General features: G+C 37.5%; 15 protein-coding genes and 2 pseudogenes. 1 reads left to right on the plus strand and 16 read right to left on the minus strand.

The window, feature by feature from the left end:
* Positions 1–166 precede the first annotated feature (166 nt).
* The 8 genes from IGL30_RS11080 to IGL30_RS11115 all read right to left on the minus strand — a co-directional run bounded on the left by IGL30_RS11080 (position 167) and on the right by IGL30_RS11115 (position 6,803).
* Positions 167–1,219, minus strand: a complete 1,053-nt coding sequence (locus IGL30_RS11080; protein ID WP_123874978.1) for a PTS sugar transporter subunit IIC — start codon at positions 1,217–1,219, stop codon at positions 167–169.
* Positions 1,220–1,231: 12 nt separating this feature from the next.
* Complete coding sequence (locus IGL30_RS11085) at positions 1,232–2,170, minus strand: 2-dehydropantoate 2-reductase (protein WP_002291914.1); 939 nt, start codon at positions 2,168–2,170, stop codon at positions 1,232–1,234.
* A 450-nt stretch (positions 2,171–2,620) separates the two neighbouring features.
* Positions 2,621–3,271 (minus strand): hypothetical protein, encoded by a 651-nt coding sequence (locus IGL30_RS11090; RefSeq protein ID WP_002296570.1) that lies wholly within the window; start codon positions 3,269–3,271, stop codon positions 2,621–2,623.
* A 99-nt stretch (positions 3,272–3,370) separates the two neighbouring features.
* Complete coding sequence (locus IGL30_RS11095) at positions 3,371–3,880, minus strand: DUF1456 family protein (RefSeq protein ID WP_002296569.1); 510 nt, start codon at positions 3,878–3,880, stop codon at positions 3,371–3,373.
* A gap of 316 nt (positions 3,881–4,196) precedes the next feature.
* Positions 4,197–4,760 carry a restriction endonuclease subunit S gene (locus tag IGL30_RS11100; protein WP_002294754.1) on the minus strand — a complete coding sequence of 188 codons (564 nt, stop codon included), beginning with the start codon at positions 4,758–4,760 and terminating at the stop codon, positions 4,197–4,199.
* A 14-nt stretch (positions 4,761–4,774) separates the two neighbouring features.
* Entirely contained in the window at positions 4,775–5,818 is a 1,044-nt protein-coding gene (locus IGL30_RS11105) for a hypothetical protein (RefSeq protein ID WP_086284368.1), read from the minus strand.
* A gap of 132 nt (positions 5,819–5,950) precedes the next feature.
* Positions 5,951–6,355, minus strand: coding sequence for an organic hydroperoxide resistance protein (locus tag IGL30_RS11110; protein ID WP_002292291.1), 405 nt, complete (start codon positions 6,353–6,355; stop codon positions 5,951–5,953).
* A 199-nt stretch (positions 6,356–6,554) separates the two neighbouring features.
* Entirely contained in the window at positions 6,555–6,803 is a 249-nt protein-coding gene (locus IGL30_RS11115; protein WP_002292290.1) for a GlsB/YeaQ/YmgE family stress response membrane protein, read from the minus strand.
* Between the two features lie 114 nt (positions 6,804–6,917).
* Between IGL30_RS11115 and IGL30_RS11120 the strand changes: the two genes are divergently transcribed.
* The gene (locus IGL30_RS11120) at positions 6,918–7,250 is read left to right on the plus strand and encodes an OsmC family protein (protein ID WP_256737378.1); all 333 of its coding nucleotides are present in this window, start codon (positions 6,918–6,920) and stop codon (positions 7,248–7,250) included.
* A gap of 358 nt (positions 7,251–7,608) precedes the next feature.
* On the opposite strand, the gene IGL30_RS11125 is transcribed toward IGL30_RS11120, so the two are convergent.
* The 8 genes and pseudogenes from IGL30_RS11125 to IGL30_RS11160 all read right to left on the minus strand — a co-directional run bounded on the left by IGL30_RS11125 (position 7,609) and on the right by IGL30_RS11160 (position 15,337).
* Positions 7,609–9,513 carry a heavy metal translocating P-type ATPase gene (locus IGL30_RS11125; protein ID WP_375371693.1) on the minus strand — a complete coding sequence of 635 codons (1,905 nt, stop codon included), beginning with the start codon at positions 9,511–9,513 and terminating at the stop codon, positions 7,609–7,611.
* A gap of 197 nt (positions 9,514–9,710) precedes the next feature.
* A complete protein-coding gene (locus IGL30_RS11130; protein ID WP_002292161.1) occupies positions 9,711–9,944 on the minus strand; it encodes a heavy-metal-associated domain-containing protein in 234 nt (77 codons plus the stop codon).
* A gap of 146 nt (positions 9,945–10,090) precedes the next feature.
* Positions 10,091–10,945 (minus strand): annotated as a pseudogene (gene lgt / locus IGL30_RS11135) (prolipoprotein diacylglyceryl transferase).
* Positions 10,930–11,268 carry a hypothetical protein gene (locus IGL30_RS11140; protein WP_002300938.1) on the minus strand — a complete coding sequence of 113 codons (339 nt, stop codon included), beginning with the start codon at positions 11,266–11,268 and terminating at the stop codon, positions 10,930–10,932. Before IGL30_RS11140 ends, lgt begins: the two are co-directional and overlap by 16 nt.
* Before the next feature lie 227 nt (positions 11,269–11,495).
* Complete coding sequence (locus IGL30_RS11145) at positions 11,496–12,200, minus strand: Crp/Fnr family transcriptional regulator (protein WP_002292156.1); 705 nt, start codon at positions 12,198–12,200, stop codon at positions 11,496–11,498.
* 144 nt (positions 12,201–12,344) lie between these two features.
* The gene (locus IGL30_RS11150) at positions 12,345–12,917 is read right to left on the minus strand and encodes a Dps family protein (protein ID WP_002292150.1); all 573 of its coding nucleotides are present in this window, start codon (positions 12,915–12,917) and stop codon (positions 12,345–12,347) included.
* A 565-nt stretch (positions 12,918–13,482) separates the two neighbouring features.
* Positions 13,483–13,704: pseudogene (locus tag IGL30_RS11155) on the minus strand (recombinase family protein); the annotation flags it as partial.
* Between the two features lie 586 nt (positions 13,705–14,290).
* A complete protein-coding gene (locus IGL30_RS11160; protein WP_002319287.1) occupies positions 14,291–15,337 on the minus strand; it encodes a LacI family DNA-binding transcriptional regulator in 1,047 nt (348 codons plus the stop codon).
* Positions 15,338–15,643 lie beyond the last annotated feature (306 nt).

Below are 15,643 nucleotides of genomic sequence, written 5' to 3' on the forward strand. Positions count from 1 at the left end.
AAAAATACCTACACTGAATCCACAAAAAATTTCGTTTTTTATATTAAAAAAGCCTGAACTTTTAATCTCCTTTAAAAAAAAGGAATTAAAAATTCAAGCTTTTTTTATTGAGATGATTTGTCTCACTATCAAAGGAGCAGACTCAGCCAAAAAATCAGCCGTCTCACTATCCTAAGAATTCAAACACATCTGCTCGATCATATAGTTTCAATACTTTCTCACATAAAAACTGAGTGAACAATGCTGCCGCAACTGGGACGACTAACCAGCTCAAAACAACAAGAGCCGGATTTAGACCTGCATCTAAAGAAGCTAAAGGACCAACTAAGCCAACGATCCCAAAACCAGCAGAAGCAGGCGTACCTGAAATAGAAAATAGAGCGACAGGAATAGCTGTAATCACTGCACTAACTAAACAAGGAATAAGAATCACAGGTTTTCTAAATAGATTAGGCATCATCATCTTCATAGCGCCTAAAGCAATCGCAATTGTCACACCTGACTTATTAACCTTCCAAGAGTTCACTACTAAAACAAAAGTGGTTGCAGCTACGCCCATCGCAGCCGCACCAGCAGAAACACCATCTAGTTGGATTGCCATTCCGATTGCTACTGTTGAAATAGGAGAGATAATCAAAAAGGCAAAGGAACAACCAATCAAGATAGACATTAACAGCGGTTGTAAGGTAGTGAAGTTATTAATCAATGATCCAATTGCAGAAGTAATTGCTGTTACAAAAGGGAATAAATAAAAACCAAGTAAACCTGCACCTACACCTACAACAATCGGTGTTAACACAATCGACACTGACCCAAAACTATTTCCAATCAGTAAAATCAGCCCGACAGCAATCGATGCTGTCAGCATCGTATTAATAATATCGCCTGTACCAGCACCAACGTAAACACCCGTTTCACCCAAATCAGGTGTGAATTTGACTACACCAGAACCAACAAAAGAAGCTCCGGCTACAACCATCATTCTCATCGGATCAAATCCAAATTGTAAGGCAATCAAACCACCAATGATCAAAGGTGTTGCTAGTTGAAAAATAACTGCTAACTGTGCGATCGTTACCGCAAAGGGATACGCACTAAAATATTTTAAAATGGCACCTAATACTGCATTAGGAATCAATCCAATAATGATTCCTGTTGCTGTACCAGCGAGGACTTTATTCAGAAAAATTTTCGGTGATATTTTTTGTGAAGTTTCCATTCAATCTCTCCTTTATTTTACGTTCAAACTATCTTCTTTTGCATGGACAAGCTCAGTCAAGAAATCACAATAAGGCGTCGCAACACCATATTTCTTCCCTTTTCTAGAAATTGCGCCATTGATATAATCGATTTCTGTTAATCGATGGTTCTTAATCAAGTCTTGATACATTGAAGGATAATGTAACCCAATTGTTTCCGGGTCAAAACAAGATTCACAATGTGCAATGACTTCTGGGACATCTAGTTCAATCTTCTCTACTGCTGCTACTTTGGCAAACTCATTGACAATCGTCGCCACCATTTTATGAGCAGTCGATGTTTTTCCTAGCTCAGCCATATTAACGTCTAAGATTGTGCATAGTCCGTTCATTGTTCCGTTCACACATGCTTTGCGATAAATAGAATAGTGAATATTGTCAGAAAAATGAGCATTTAATCCTGATTCAGACAATTTGTCTGCTAATTTTTTTGCAGCTGCTTCTTTTCCATCACCTAAATTTTGTAATTCTACTGAACCACTTCCAAATAATTTGACCTGACCAGGACCTTCAAGACCTGCCGTCCACATGGTATTTCCAATATAGATATTTTCCATTGGTACAAATTTCTCAATAATATCTTCATGCCCGATACCATTTAATAGACATAAGACCTCTGTATCTTTTTTGATTAATGATTGGATATCCTGCAGCATTTTTTCCAGCTGCATCGCTTTGGTAAATAGAATAATCAGATCAACTTGATCTTCTTTTTCTACTTCGGATTGAAGAACGATTGGTAGTTTTGCTTCTACCTCTTTACCATTAAAATTTGCTTGTAATCCATGTTCTTTGATTTGTTGGACATGTTCTGCCCAGCCATCGATTAATAATACTTCATTCCCACTTTGGTGAAGCATTAACCCAAAGCGACTTCCCATTGCGCCAGCGCCTGCAATTGCTATTTTCATTGATTCTTCCTCCTTTTTCTTTCTATTATATTCATTTGAGAATCATTTCACAACCTTGTTTTGTTATTCTTCTCTTATTTATCATGTTTATATCCACCATTCAAGTTATTTTATCAGCAAATCAATAAAAACTGGAATAGAATCCCAATTTCATCGTAAGAGAAACTAGACTAGCAATAAGAAAATAGAAACATTCATAGAAAAAACCTCACTCCTCTGATTATAAAAGAGGGGGCATTAACCTCGTGTATACTAAAACCTTCCATTCATTCGATGGATGATTTTCTTTTTGTGAAAAAATATTCATTGTAGTACGATGTTGCGCAACACAGACGGATGGTATTGCTTATTATTTATTAAAATCGAACAATACACTTATTTAAAAACTTCTTTCCCAGATTTTCTTCCATTTTTACAGTTATAACTAGTATTATCATGAAAAATAGCCTTTTATTGTCTATGGGAATAATAATTTAAAATTGGTACTTTTTTATTAATTAGTTCATCGCCCAATAATCTCTCCAGTTTCTTAGCATCTCCTGACTCAACCGGAATTATCCAAGCCCAGTCCAAATAATTTTTTAAAATCTCATCATATTTTGCAAATATTTCATTGCCATATTCCGTCCTTAAAATTATATTTTCAGTGCCAGACAAGTGATTTGTATTGAGTTGATAAAAAAGATCTCCATCTAAAAAAATATCATTAGAAGAAGATTTCCCCACAGTAATGACCATTCCATCAGCTCTATGTGTTACATACAAATAATTGTATGACCTCATTTCACCTAATGAATCAATTATTTCTTGCCCTTTAGCTCTAATATATTGATCTCTATTACCTATCTCACTCTTATTTAACAAAAGTTTTTTCATGTCAAATTTAATCGGCTGTTTTATTTTTGTAAATTCGCTTCTACTACTAATCCAATCCGAGATTAATTTTTCAACATGTCCCAGAGTAAACTCTGATTTATTCGCTAAATACTTTTTTTGTTGTATTAAAGACATCTTTCCCCGAAGCTCAAAATTGAGCCTACATCGATTCTCTATCTCTTCAAAAAGCATCTTATCTTCATCATTCTTATATTCATCATTCATAAAACCAATCCAGCTCCTCGATTAAGATAATATTTTAATCTCATACAAAAACTAGCTCTCATCAAAACAACCATTGTTTTGATTTCTCATGAAATTTCTTTATACTTTTCTCCGATTATAAATTCCTAACCCCTTGAGAAAATTACGCATATATTTATCTCCGCAAGGCTTAAAATTTCGTTGGCCTTCTTTTCTCAAAAATGCCCCGATTTCGCCTTTTGATGGATAGATTTCTGCCTCAGCAAAAACGTCTAAAATATCATCAGTGGTCATAGACAAGGCGATTTTTAATTTTTTTAGCAACACATTGTTGATATATTTGATTTCCTTGCTTTTTTGCGGCGTGTCTACTATCGGCTTATCTTTTTGCGGACCACGCGCCAAGAGAATCAGGCCATTTAGGAATGCGTCAAAAACTTGGTTGTTGATGGTTTTTTCATACACATTATTTTCTGCATTATCTTTGTTCTTATCCTGTACTTTGGTCAGTACCGCCTGAGCTTCTTCTTTAGTCAGTGGTACACCGCCTAGCTCAAAAGCTTTAATCAAATCCGTATCTTTCAAATCAATCGCATAACGCAATCGCAATAACCTATCATTGTTATTCATTTGTTCCTCCGAAGTATTTAGTCTTTACTTTCTTACGTACTTTTTGTCTTGCTAAGATTTTTAGGATCAATGATAAAAACCGCATCACTTATGATAAGGCGCTGCGTATCATGAGTGAATGATATTAGGAAAACTTCATAAAATAAATCTTTTATACATTTCCACTTCTAGATGGTCATTCATGTTAGAAGAATCAAACTATTTTTTTACTGTCGTAATAATATTAAAACACTAGAACAAATCAATTAAATTCCATAAAATATAAATAATAGACCTAGCATCATCTGGTATAAAATGGATGCTAGGTCCGTTATATTTACTCAAAATTGATTCTACGAATAGATCTTCTTATCATTTCTATTTTAGTAGTCATGCGTTGTTGTTCTTCTAAAGGTGGTAATGGTATAAGTAGTTTAGACAAATTTGTACCATTTACATTTGGTTGCCCAGTTCCGTAAGAAATTTTTTCTAATAACTTCCAATATAATGGCGAGTCTAAGAAGCAGTCTACGTATTCTGATAATAATTTCTCAACTAACCTAATTCGAATCAAGTAAGAAGCAAAAACAGATTCCTCACTTATTTCCTTAACCAAGAAACTTTTTCCCATAGTTCCTCCTGTCCTTGCTATCAAAATGTCATTTTCTTCCAATCTTAAATCAACTAGTTTAGAATTACTAATATCACAGTAAGGCACACTGGACCAATTTACACGTCCCTCTTGTATATCTGTGATTCTCAAAAACTTAACATTGCCTTGTTTTTTCGCCGAATCTGTATAGCCATATTGAATCTTAGTAGAAATACTTCCTAAATAAACCCATAGTCGAACATCGCTAGATGATTTTTCTTGTCGTTCTTTATGAACAACAGTGATCATCTTGAGTTGTCCGACTATTTTTTAGTTGCAGCAATCTTTTTGGGACGCTTATTTGCATGAAGCAACGTTGCTAAGTCTAGTAATAAAACATTGGCTAACACAGGATTGGCTTTCTCGCGATACGCTGCGGCGCCACTTTCAAACAATATTGCTAGACGATCTTCTACAACAACGATTTGTTCCAAATACGGTGGAAATTTGATTCGTTTTAGGATCCGGCTAGGAGAGTCCCGCTCGGACACTAAGAGTTCCGAGGTATAAGGACCATAAGAACGACTGGCTAAGAGATAATGGCCATAAAAAGCCACACCTTGAATCTTATCAGATGTTTTTCTGCTCATTGTCACGGTTGGTTGGATTTTGTCTTTGCGGCGAATTGCTGTTTTCATTTCAGCTATCGTCGGCAATAGATAGAAAGTCAACTGTCCTTCACCTTTTAGTGTGAAGTTGCCAGATACCAGTTGATCATTGTTTTGAGTCAAATACGATGCTTGTGGAATCTCTGAGAGATCAGTTGTCAGCCAATAAGCGATTGGCTGTCCCGTCTCTTCAGATGTATCTGCTAAGATATCGATCAAACGTAAAGCGGCTACTCGTCCAGTAGCAGATCCTGTGATTGTCAACCATAAAAGTTCCCGTTTTGTATCATATACTAAGCCCCCTACATGTGGCCGTTTAGGTAAAATCAGCAGTTTGATCGGCTGTCCTGTTTCTCTATCCAGTACATGAATAATAGAATGATGCTGATGGTCATAGCAGTAGGCAGAAATAAACACAAAATCTTGAGAAAAAGCCAACCCTTGCGGCGTCATCCATTGACAAACCTCATTTTCGCCGGTTTCCGGCACCACCATTCTTGTTTCTGTTAATCCAGGAATGTTATATTGTTTTGCTTCAGCCTTTTCCCAAGCTGCTTGAACAATAGGATACCGTTTTAACTTTTTTTCAATATCCTGATGTATCCGTTGCTGCTTCCAATGCTTAAACTTTAGGACATAGTAAACAAGGAGGCCAATGACCAGCAACACTAAAATCATTATTGCTACCCGCTGTGTCATTTTTTTGCCTCCTTGTTCTATTCGATCAATCGTACATATACCGCTATTAATTACCGTAACTACATGTTTCTTTTACTAGCGTTTCTTTATAGGATCTTTCATAATCTCATTTATAGTAACATTAAGAATCCCTTATTCTACTATAGTCACTTCCACATCAATATTGCCTCTTGTTGCTTTAGAGTATGGGCAAAATGCGTGGGCTTCTTCTGCGATTTTCTCTGCTTGGTCCTTCTCAAGTCCTGGCAAAGAAACTTCTAAAACAACCCCGATTTGGTAGCCCCCGTCTTCTAATTGAAATAAAGATACCCGTGCTTTGACTTCAGAATCAGACTCAAGATTATTTTCTTCCAGCATGTGTTGAACCGCGCCGTTGAAGCAAGATGCGTATCCAGCCGCAAAAAGTTGTTCCGGATTTGTCCCTTCACTATGGATTCCTGGGCGGTCGATCTTCATGTGCATACTTCCGTTTGGTGCCTCAACCTCGCCATCACGGCCTCCACGATTGATCATTGCTGTTTCGTACATTTTTTTCATTGAGATCATCCTTTCTTTCGTCGTTCTATATTAAGTGTAACGAGTATTTTTTAATCTGACAAAGGTAATGCTTGCATTCGGCGACATCAGTTAGACAACATCGATGATCAGTGATAGAAGCAGTTTATCTATACAAAAAAAGAAGCAGCGAAAAGCTGCTCCTTAAGATAATAGGTAAAATTGCTGATATATTTGACGATTAACCTCTTGAACGTCCCAAGAAAAATGATACTACAGCAACAACGATGATCGCACCAATGATAGAAGGAATCAAAGCCATTCCTGCTAATTGAGGACCCCAGCTACCTAACAATGCTTGTCCAATTGCTGAACCAACTAAACCTGCAACGATGTTAGCTATCCATCCCATTGATCCACCTTTATTTGTAATTGCTCCGGCAATCAAACCGATAATAGCTCCTACGATTAATACCCATAACCAATGCATAATTTTCTCTTTCTTTCTGTGAAATATTTATTACACAAAATATTTTACACTCTCATCAAATCATTAGAATCGTGATAAGACATTGTATTAAATCTAATCCTTTATCCATTTTTTATCAATCTTACTTCGCACCATCTCCAATACTTATTATTAGCCTCTCTTGGAGCATGTAAAGTTATTGTAGCTCGGTCTTTCGCTAAAGTGCAGGGCATAAATTTAAACGATATCCGTGTAGAGATAGATGGAGTATTAGATCCTGATGGTTTTATAGGAAAAAATAAAGCAGCTAAAATAGGCTATTCTGCAATCGTATCTAAATTTTATATTGAAGCTGATAATACTGATGAAGAGATTTCAGATTTTATCGCATTTATTGATCGTACTTGTCCGGTAGCTGATACCATTAAAAATGCACCTACGACTAAATCAGAAATCCATAAATTATAAACTATGAATTAAAAAAGATTCTTCTCATTTTGCACTAAACAGGTATTTCTATTTTATTTCTTGTCTTTTCGAAGGTATACATATCTATAAAAAAGACGAGAGAAAAAAACTAGTTAAATCAAGATTTTAAATACATTATTTTAAGCAATTTCATGTGTTACAACTTAATAGGAATTTAAATTTTATTATTAAATTTTTTAATCATTTACACGAAAATTAATTTTATAAAGAACATACTCTATACTCTTATTTTTTTTCAAGAACTCAAAAAAGCGGAAAATCCCAGATTTAAAAATCTGAGTTTCCGCTTTTGTCATTTCAAGGATGGACTATTGTCTCAGCCTCTTCTAATTTATTCTTAATATATTTTTACTTTCTCTGCAGGTGCTGATACTTCTTTTTGTTCTTTCCGACCTTTCAACTTATACTTCATTAATCTCATGCCATTGAAAATTACCACCAAGATACTACCTTCATGAACCAACATTCCGATAGACATATTCATCCATTCGCTGAAGAAGACGCTGGTCAACAAGACCAACACTACTCCAACTGAAATCACGATATTTTGTTTCATATTATTTGCGGTGGCTTTTACTAATCCTAATGCGTGGGGCAAGTTGCTGAAGTTCGAGTTCATTAAAACGACATCGGATGTTTCAATCGCTACGTCCGTTCCGCTTCCCATTGCAATCCCGATATCTGCTAGCGCCAAGGACGGGCTGTCATTGACACCGTCCCCGACAAAGGCGACCGTGTGCCCTTTTTGCTGGAGTTTTTCAATATAAGCCGCTTTGTCTTCCGGCAGCATATGCCCGTGCGCCTCGGTGAGGTTCAGTTCACGCGCAACCCGGTCCACTGTGCCTTGGTTGTCGCCGGAAAGAACCACTAAATCTTTCACGCCTAAATTCTTCAATTCCTGCAAGTCTTGTTTCACTCCTGGACGGATTTGGTCGCGGATTCCCATCAGAATCTTCAATTCCCCGTCGACTGCTGTCAATACTAAGGAGTTCCCATTTTTCTCGAATTGTTTGACGTCTTTCTGCGCTTTTTTACTCAACTGCACATTTTCTTTTTCCATCAACGCCACATTTCCAACCGCGATGCGGTGTCCGTCCACTTGAGCGACAATGCCGCCGCCTTTGACGACGTCTGTGTCTTCTACCGGGAACAGTTCTACCGTGCCGGTATGCTGGAGGACGGCCTTGGCTAGTGGATGGTCTGATTCAGTCTCCACGCTGGCTAAATAACTGTAGGCTTTTTCTACATTGTCTCCGTACACTTCTGTTTCCGCGACTTCAGGATTCCCGACAGTCAGCGTTCCTGTTTTGTCGAACACAATCGTATCAACTTTGCTGAAGTCATTGATGACTTCGCTTCCTTTCAAAAGAACTCCATTGCGTGCACCGTTTCCGATTCCGGCTACGTTGGAGACCGGAACCCCAATGACCAATGCACCTGGACAGCCTAGGACTAAGATCGTAATCGCCAATTCAACGTTTTGGGTCATTGCCCAGACAATGAATGCCAGAACCAAAACAGTTGGGGTATACCATTTAGAAAAGCGGTCAATAAAGCGCTCTGCTTCTGATTTAGAATCTTGCGCTTCTTCCACAAGTTCAATGATTTTACCGAATGTGGTGTCTTCTCCGACTTTGTCTGCCCAAATCTGAATGGTGCCATTTTCCAATATCGTACCGGCAAAGACTTCACTGCCTTCTGTTTTTGTGACAGGAACGGATTCTCCTGTGATACTGGCTTCGTTGATATGCCCTTCACCCGTAAGGACTGTACCATCTACTGGAACTTTCGCACCAGTTTTGACAAGCAGAACATCTCCTTCATCTACATCATCTACATCCACTTCTTCAAATTCTCCGTCTTCTGTTTGGACCAAGGCACTTTCTGGTGCCATGTCGGTTAATTCTTTGATTGCTGAACGTGTCTGGTTCAATGTACGCTGTTCCAAATAATGTCCGAACAAGAACAAGAACGTAACGATAGCCGATTCTTCATAATTTTCAATAAAAAGCGCACCAATCGCTGCAATACTGACTAAGACATCAATACTGATGACTTTGACTTTCATTGCTTGAAACGCTTGAATGGCAATTGGCGTAATCCCAAAGACAGAGGCGATGATCAAAGACCACTCTGAAAGTCCTACGTTTTCTAAAACAAAGTGACTGAAGAAACCGAGTACGATTAACAATCCACTGATGACGGTGATAACATTTTTCTTGCTTAATATATATTGTTGCATGCTTTTTCCCTCCAAATTTAATTTCTCTTTTATTGATAAACACAGTATAAGATAATTGCCTAAGTAATTAATTGACTGACATCAAGTTTAGAAAGTTCTCTTTTATCGTTTCTAAGCACCTCGAATCGGATTGCAACAAAAAAAGCAATCCTGGAAAAATAGCTTTTCTTCCAGAATTGCCTAGTTCATTTAATCTGTTAAGCGGCCTTGACTTTTGCTTTAAGGACTGGATAGCCTACGTTTTCGATAGCTTTTTGAATCTCTTCAATCGAAGTGACAGCTGAATCAAAATTGGCTTTGACTTTGCTGGAGTTGAATAATACTTTAATGCTGTCTTTATCAACACCGTTAACTGATTTTACGGCACCTTCAATTTTTTGCATACAACTTGGACAAGACAACGTTTCTAATTGCAATATAGCTTTTTCCATAATTCCTATCTCCTTTATGTGTTTTTATTTTATCGGCAGCAGATTAATGAACACTGCCTTTTCCTTTTTACAACTGTAGTATAGCTCACTTTTAGCAAACGAAAATTGACACATATTAAGTTTTGCACTTCTTTTTATCTTTTTGCTCAATTCACCATCTTAATAGTCTTTTTCTGCCCCTTATTGCCATCAGAATAATAAGAAATTGGTGGATAATCTTGTCTGCGTATAAACCATACTACAATCGCGCCAATAAACAGGGCCAGAGACAAGGCTTGCGAAACGCGGATCCACTCGCCAATCCATAAACTGTCCGTTCGCATACCTTCAATGAAGAACCGACCCACTGAGTACCACAAAACGTAACTCAAAGCGACTTCTCCTTGACGCAAAAGCTGTTTTCGGTTCCGTATAGTGACGATGAGGACAAAGCCCAACAAACTCCACAATGACTCGTATAAAAAAGTCGGATGGTAGTAGGTACCATTGATATTCATTTGTTCAATGATAAATTCAGGTAAATAAAGATTTTCCAAGAATTGACGAGTAACCAGTCCACCATGAGCTTCCTGATTCATAAAATTGCCCCAACGACCAATGGACTGGGCTAACAATACATTGGGCGCTAAAATATCAAGAACGAGTGCCAAAGAAGTACCTTTTTTCTTTGCATACCAATATAGCGTACCCCCTCCTGCAATCAATCCCCCATAAATCGCAATGCCGCCATTCCAAATCGTAAGGATTTGTCCTGAATTTTGCAGATAATAACCAAGTTCAAATAACACATAATAAAGCCGAGCGCCGAGGAGTCCAATCGGAATTGCCCATAAGGCCATATCGATAATGGTATCCTCTTCCAGTCCTTTTTTCTTTGCTTCCTTGGTGCTCAACTCGAGAGCCGCTAATATGCCTGCTGCAATAATGACTCCATACTAATGAATCACAACAGAACCAATCTCCACCACATGGGGATTCAAAACGCCTAATACGAATCCCATTCTATTTGCTCCATTTCTTCAATTTTTCGCGTCATTCTAGTCATGGTGATGCTGAACAAGATTCCGGCTAAGCTCCATGGAAACCAAACAGTGAATACACTTTTATCTCCCTGGTCACTCGCTTCGTAATACGCCACTTTTCCGTGTCCGATTACGCCGGCTCCTTTTACAACTTCCTCTTCTTTTTCCATAGCTAACCTATCTGCCTCAACAACGTTAGACGTTTTTGCTTCGCCGCCAATCGTGTTCTTGGTGAAAGGGACGACAAAGAATGCACCCGCTGCTGACAACGTGATGGCAACTATCACCCAAAAACAATGCACATTCACCCTACTTATTTTTACGTTTTGTTCGACAACCCTATCTTAAAGAAAAATAAAACAAAAAAACTTGAGGGTTATCATGTTTGTGCTTTTATTTTTCCAATGAATGAAGGTCGTTCTGTCTTAAAAAAGCCAAAAACGGACAGATGGAAGCAAAAACACTGAGTTCTGTCCCGTTGTTAATGAAGAGCGACAGAACACCAACGTGTAGAAAAAAGTGTGTCCGATTATTCGCTGTAAAGCAATAAATCATCTAAATCCTGAATCTTGATCCTTTTCCCAGACAGCTGTTGAATCAATCCCTCGTCCTCCAATTCTCCAAATTTGCGACTGATGGTCTCAGGTGTCGTTCCTAAATAGGAAGCAATGTCCTTTTTTGCCATCGGCAGGGTGATGGTGGGAGAGTTGCCCATTTCAGGTTCCACATTTTCTGCCAAAAACAAAACTAAACGGGTAATGACACTCTCCACGGCTACTTGTGTCGTTTGACGTTCTGAACTTTCTAACCGTTTAGACATTTCCGCCAATAGTTTTAAAGAAATAGCTGGGTATTGTTCCAGAAAATCTTGGACATCTTTTTGCTGAATCATACAGACAACGGTATCTCGGGTTGCTTCGGCATATTCCTCGTGTACTGCATCCGGGTTGAACAAGGTCCATTCTCCGGTGAAATCACCAGGGTTCAAGATCCGCACTAGCTGCTCTTTGCCAGAGTCTGCCAATCGATAAATACGGATTTTCCCACGATTGATAATATATAAAGTATCCTCTTTTTCTTGTGAACGAAACAGAAACTCTCCTTTTTGATACTGTTTCGTGTGGGCTTTTTCAGCAATGTAATTCATCGCGCTATCCTCTAAGTGATTGAATATTGGAACCAAGCGGATACAGGCTGCGTGGTCGCCAATTTCATGATGGGTATGTTTAGTCAATTCATTCTCCCCCTTTATTTATTTTGTTTATATTCGCTGCTTTTATTATATAAGTCTCTTACTACAAAAAAATTGATGCACATCAAGAAAATGGAAAAAGGACTGGAAAGAATTCCAATCCCTAAATCAGCTTCTACTTTTACCTTAATCTTCATCCTCATCAAGAGCGTCATCATCTTCTAATGCTTCTTTACCAATGAACGCTTGCAGCATCCAAATGTTCTTGTCTAAGTCATTTTTAAAAGCAATCAATGTATCTTCTAAAGCATCGTCACCCTCGTCTTGAGCTAAACGAATCGCGCGAATAGTTAGGTCACGAGTGCTTCTGAAGTCCTCGATAATATTTTCAACCATGTCTTCTGCTTTAGCGTATTTATTAACTGCATCTTCCGAAAGCATCGAATATTTTTCAAATTCAACCGTTGTCGAAGCAGGTTTATGCCCAGAAGTAATTAGACGCTCCGCAAGTTTGTCGAACCATTTTTCATTTTCGTTATACAACTCTTCAAATTTTTCATGCAACGTAAAGAAATTGGCTCCTTTTACATACCAGTGATATTGGTGCAGTTTCACATGTAATGTATGCATGTTGCCTAAAAGATGATCCGCAATGGCCGCTGCATTAATTTTCGTATGATGAACATGTTCCTTGTGTTCTTGTTCTTCTTGCAATCTTTCTTGGGGTGTTCTTTCTTGAGTAGCTTTATTTTCAGTCATGATTTATTCCTCCTATAATTTTGGTTTGTTTAAAATAGCTTTCTTTGATTCCTCCTTTTTCTTTACTGAATTTAGTATAGGATAGATTTCCGTTAAAAAAATTGACGCTCATCAAGAAAAGTATTTCTTAATAGACGCCAGGCTTCTCTATTAAATTCAACTGAAATAATCAAAGGAATGAAGTCGTTCTCTTCAAACAAAAATTTCATTAAAGTAGGGCCTAAAAAAAGAATAGCAACTATACTTTGTCAAGAGACCTGACTGCTATTTTTTTGCTTGTTATTCTTCAATTACCAAATGTCTTGCCTTGCAGTATATTTAATGCTCTTTCTCACTAGTGTTGCATGCAACACTAGTGAGAAAGAGCATTAATAAGATTAACCTAGAAGAATAACTTTACTTTATTTATGTCATACCATAAATAAAAATTGAAAAGAATTTTTTATTTATTTTTAGTAGATCGATTAATAGGAGTTTTAGCTTGGGAGCGTCAATAATTTTGTGTAAATGGTTCTTTAGAGGTAACCTTTGATCGAACCCAATTGAATGTCTTCAATTGTTTGGTCAATGCATCTTGAGTGCTGCGAGCGAAGCGATCCAGTTTTGTTATTACTAGCGTATCGCCAGTCTGTATTTCCTGTAGGAGTTTTTGAAACTCAGGTCGGTTACTTTTGGTTCCAGTAATTTTTTCAAAATAGATTCGATCGCAACGCTCATCTTCCAGTTGTCGCATCTGTCCTGCTAAATCCTGATGGCGAGTACTTACTCGTGCATATCCATATTTCATGTTTTTAACCCTTTTTCAAGCTTTACTTTTGACTATAAGTTATGAAACCGTTGTATGTATTGATTTTACTGGATTGGACAACCGTAGTCAATACTCTTGATTTTTGAATATGATAGCCTAACTTTAAATTCACAAGGATTGAAAAACGCGATAAGAAAAGCGGACAAGTCCGCCTTGACCTATGAAAAAAATAGGAAATTTGACCCTGAATGAGCAGCGAAGCGCGCAATGGGGCAAATTTATCTTTTTTCACTAGGTCAGGACTTGGGAGCTAGACATTGATGGCTGAACTTATAATCCCCTAGTCTACAAAAAAATATGCTCCCCCGATATAAGAAAAAGAGGAGGAGAAATCGTTTAAAAACTTTTTAAATTATCTTATCATGAAAAAAGGAAGTCTGCATAATTTTTGTATAATTACTCAAAGAAGGAGATGTTTGGGAAATATTCCTGTTTTTGCTGAGATTTAAAGTACAGAGCATTTTTGGGCGCTGTACTTTACTTTTCAAGTCGACATAGACACAGTCATTGTCTACCTCCATCAAAATAATCAAATAATCAGCTCCAACTAATTCAGCAAGTTTTGCTACTGCAAAATCCCACAACTCTCCCTTTCCACTAATGAGACAGGTACTACATTTATAGATGGCTTCGTTTCACCTTCAATCGATGCAACAATCGACTTTGTGGCGATATCAGCCATTTCTCCTAACTTCATTTTCATAGAAGTCAATGGCGGATTAAAATATTTAGACGATTCAATATCATCAAATCCTATAACAGAGATGTCATCTGGAACTTTGAGACCTCTTTCTTGAATAGCTTTGATTGCTCCAAATGCTATCTTATCATTACTGGCAAAAATAGCCGAAAACTCACTATTTCCATTAAATAATTTTTTCGCAGCCTCATATCCAGCATTTTCCACAAATTCGCTATTTACAATCAAGTTCTTATTTACTTCTATCCCTGCATCTTCTAATGCTTTTTTGTATCCTCTTATCCTGTCTTTAGAAGAGAATTTGACCGTACCGCCTGTAATATGTGCGATTTGTTTATGTTTTTTATCTATGAGATATTTTGTCGCACAATAAGCGCCGTTGTAATTGTCCGCATTCACTATCATGCACTGGTTATAGGTGGCATCTTCAGGTCTGATTGATTGATCGAGCAGCACAACTTTATACCCTCTATCAATGATTGTTTTTATCGATTCATCGTCGTCATTCTGGCCTATGAAAATCCCACCAGAAATTGTCTTATTATAAAAACTCTCTTTAATTTTTTCATAGCCTGCGACGCTATGTATAATATGGACAAGAACCAGGTAATCCATCTCACTTGCTGTTTCTATCACTGAACTAGTAAATTCTAGATAATACGGACTTTTGGTAATTCTATTTTTTAGTCCAACTTCTTCATGTATCAGGTCTATAATAAATAAGCCGATCACCTTATTTTGGCTTCCTGCAAGCATCCTTGCTGAAGCATGTGGCACATACTCATGTTCCTTAATTACTCTTAAAACCTTTTCTCTTGTTTCTTCCGAGACATTTGAATAATTATTTATCACTCTGGATACAGTACTGCGTGATACTCCGGCAATTTTTGCAATTTCAGTACTATTCATCATAAAGGCATCTCCTTTCGTTCGTAAACTCGTGTTCATACTGCAACACTATATTATTTGTCCATTTTTTTCAATCTTTTTCTGTTTTTCGAAAAACTCTGCCTGCTTCAGGATTCCAGCAAAAGGAGACTTTTGGCAATACCTTTCATGCAGAAACCATCAGCAAATGCCTTCAACCGCAGAACAAACTACCACCCCGGTGTTTTGTTCTAAAAATAAGGCACCCAGGATTATATTTCATCCTGGGTGCTCTATGTTTTGCTGCTGGCATCAGATTCTGCCTGTAAAGTAAGCAAGCAATTCTAGTTC

Source organism: Enterococcus sp. DIV1089c (genome assembly GCF_050530965.1).
Taxonomy (GTDB): Bacteria; Bacillota; Bacilli; order Lactobacillales; family Enterococcaceae; genus Enterococcus_B; species Enterococcus_B hirae.

What these genes read in the sequence shown, in the direction of transcription:
- IGL30_RS11080 (WP_123874978.1), bottom strand. Translation starts at nt 1,219, where the DNA reads ATGGAAACTTCACAAAAAATATCACCGAAAATTTTTCTGAATAAAGTC.
- IGL30_RS11085 (WP_002291914.1), bottom strand. Translation starts at nt 2,170, where the DNA reads ATGAAAATAGCAATTGCAGGCGCTGGCGCAATGGGAAGTCGCTTTGGG.
- IGL30_RS11090 (WP_002296570.1), bottom strand. Translation starts at nt 3,271, where the DNA reads ATGAATGATGAATATAAGAATGATGAAGATAAGATGCTTTTTGAAGAG.
- IGL30_RS11095 (WP_002296569.1), bottom strand. Translation starts at nt 3,880, where the DNA reads ATGAATAACAATGATAGGTTATTGCGATTGCGTTATGCGATTGATTTG.
- IGL30_RS11100 (WP_002294754.1), bottom strand. Translation starts at nt 4,760, where the DNA reads ATGATCACTGTTGTTCATAAAGAACGACAAGAAAAATCATCTAGCGAT.
- IGL30_RS11105 (WP_086284368.1), bottom strand. Translation starts at nt 5,818, where the DNA reads ATGACACAGCGGGTAGCAATAATGATTTTAGTGTTGCTGGTCATTGGC.
- IGL30_RS11110 (WP_002292291.1), bottom strand. Translation starts at nt 6,355, where the DNA reads ATGAAAAAAATGTACGAAACAGCAATGATCAATCGTGGAGGCCGTGAT.
- IGL30_RS11115 (WP_002292290.1), bottom strand. Translation starts at nt 6,803, where the DNA reads ATGCATTGGTTATGGGTATTAATCGTAGGAGCTATTATCGGTTTGATT.
- IGL30_RS11125 (WP_375371693.1), bottom strand. Translation starts at nt 9,513, where the DNA reads ATGCAACAATATATATTAAGCAAGAAAAATGTTATCACCGTCATCAGT.
- IGL30_RS11130 (WP_002292161.1), bottom strand. Translation starts at nt 9,944, where the DNA reads ATGGAAAAAGCTATATTGCAATTAGAAACGTTGTCTTGTCCAAGTTGT.
- IGL30_RS11150 (WP_002292150.1), bottom strand. Translation starts at nt 12,917, where the DNA reads ATGACTGAAAATAAAGCTACTCAAGAAAGAACACCCCAAGAAAGATTG.
- IGL30_RS11160 (WP_002319287.1), bottom strand. Translation starts at nt 15,337, where the DNA reads ATGATGAATAGTACTGAAATTGCAAAAATTGCCGGAGTATCACGCAGT.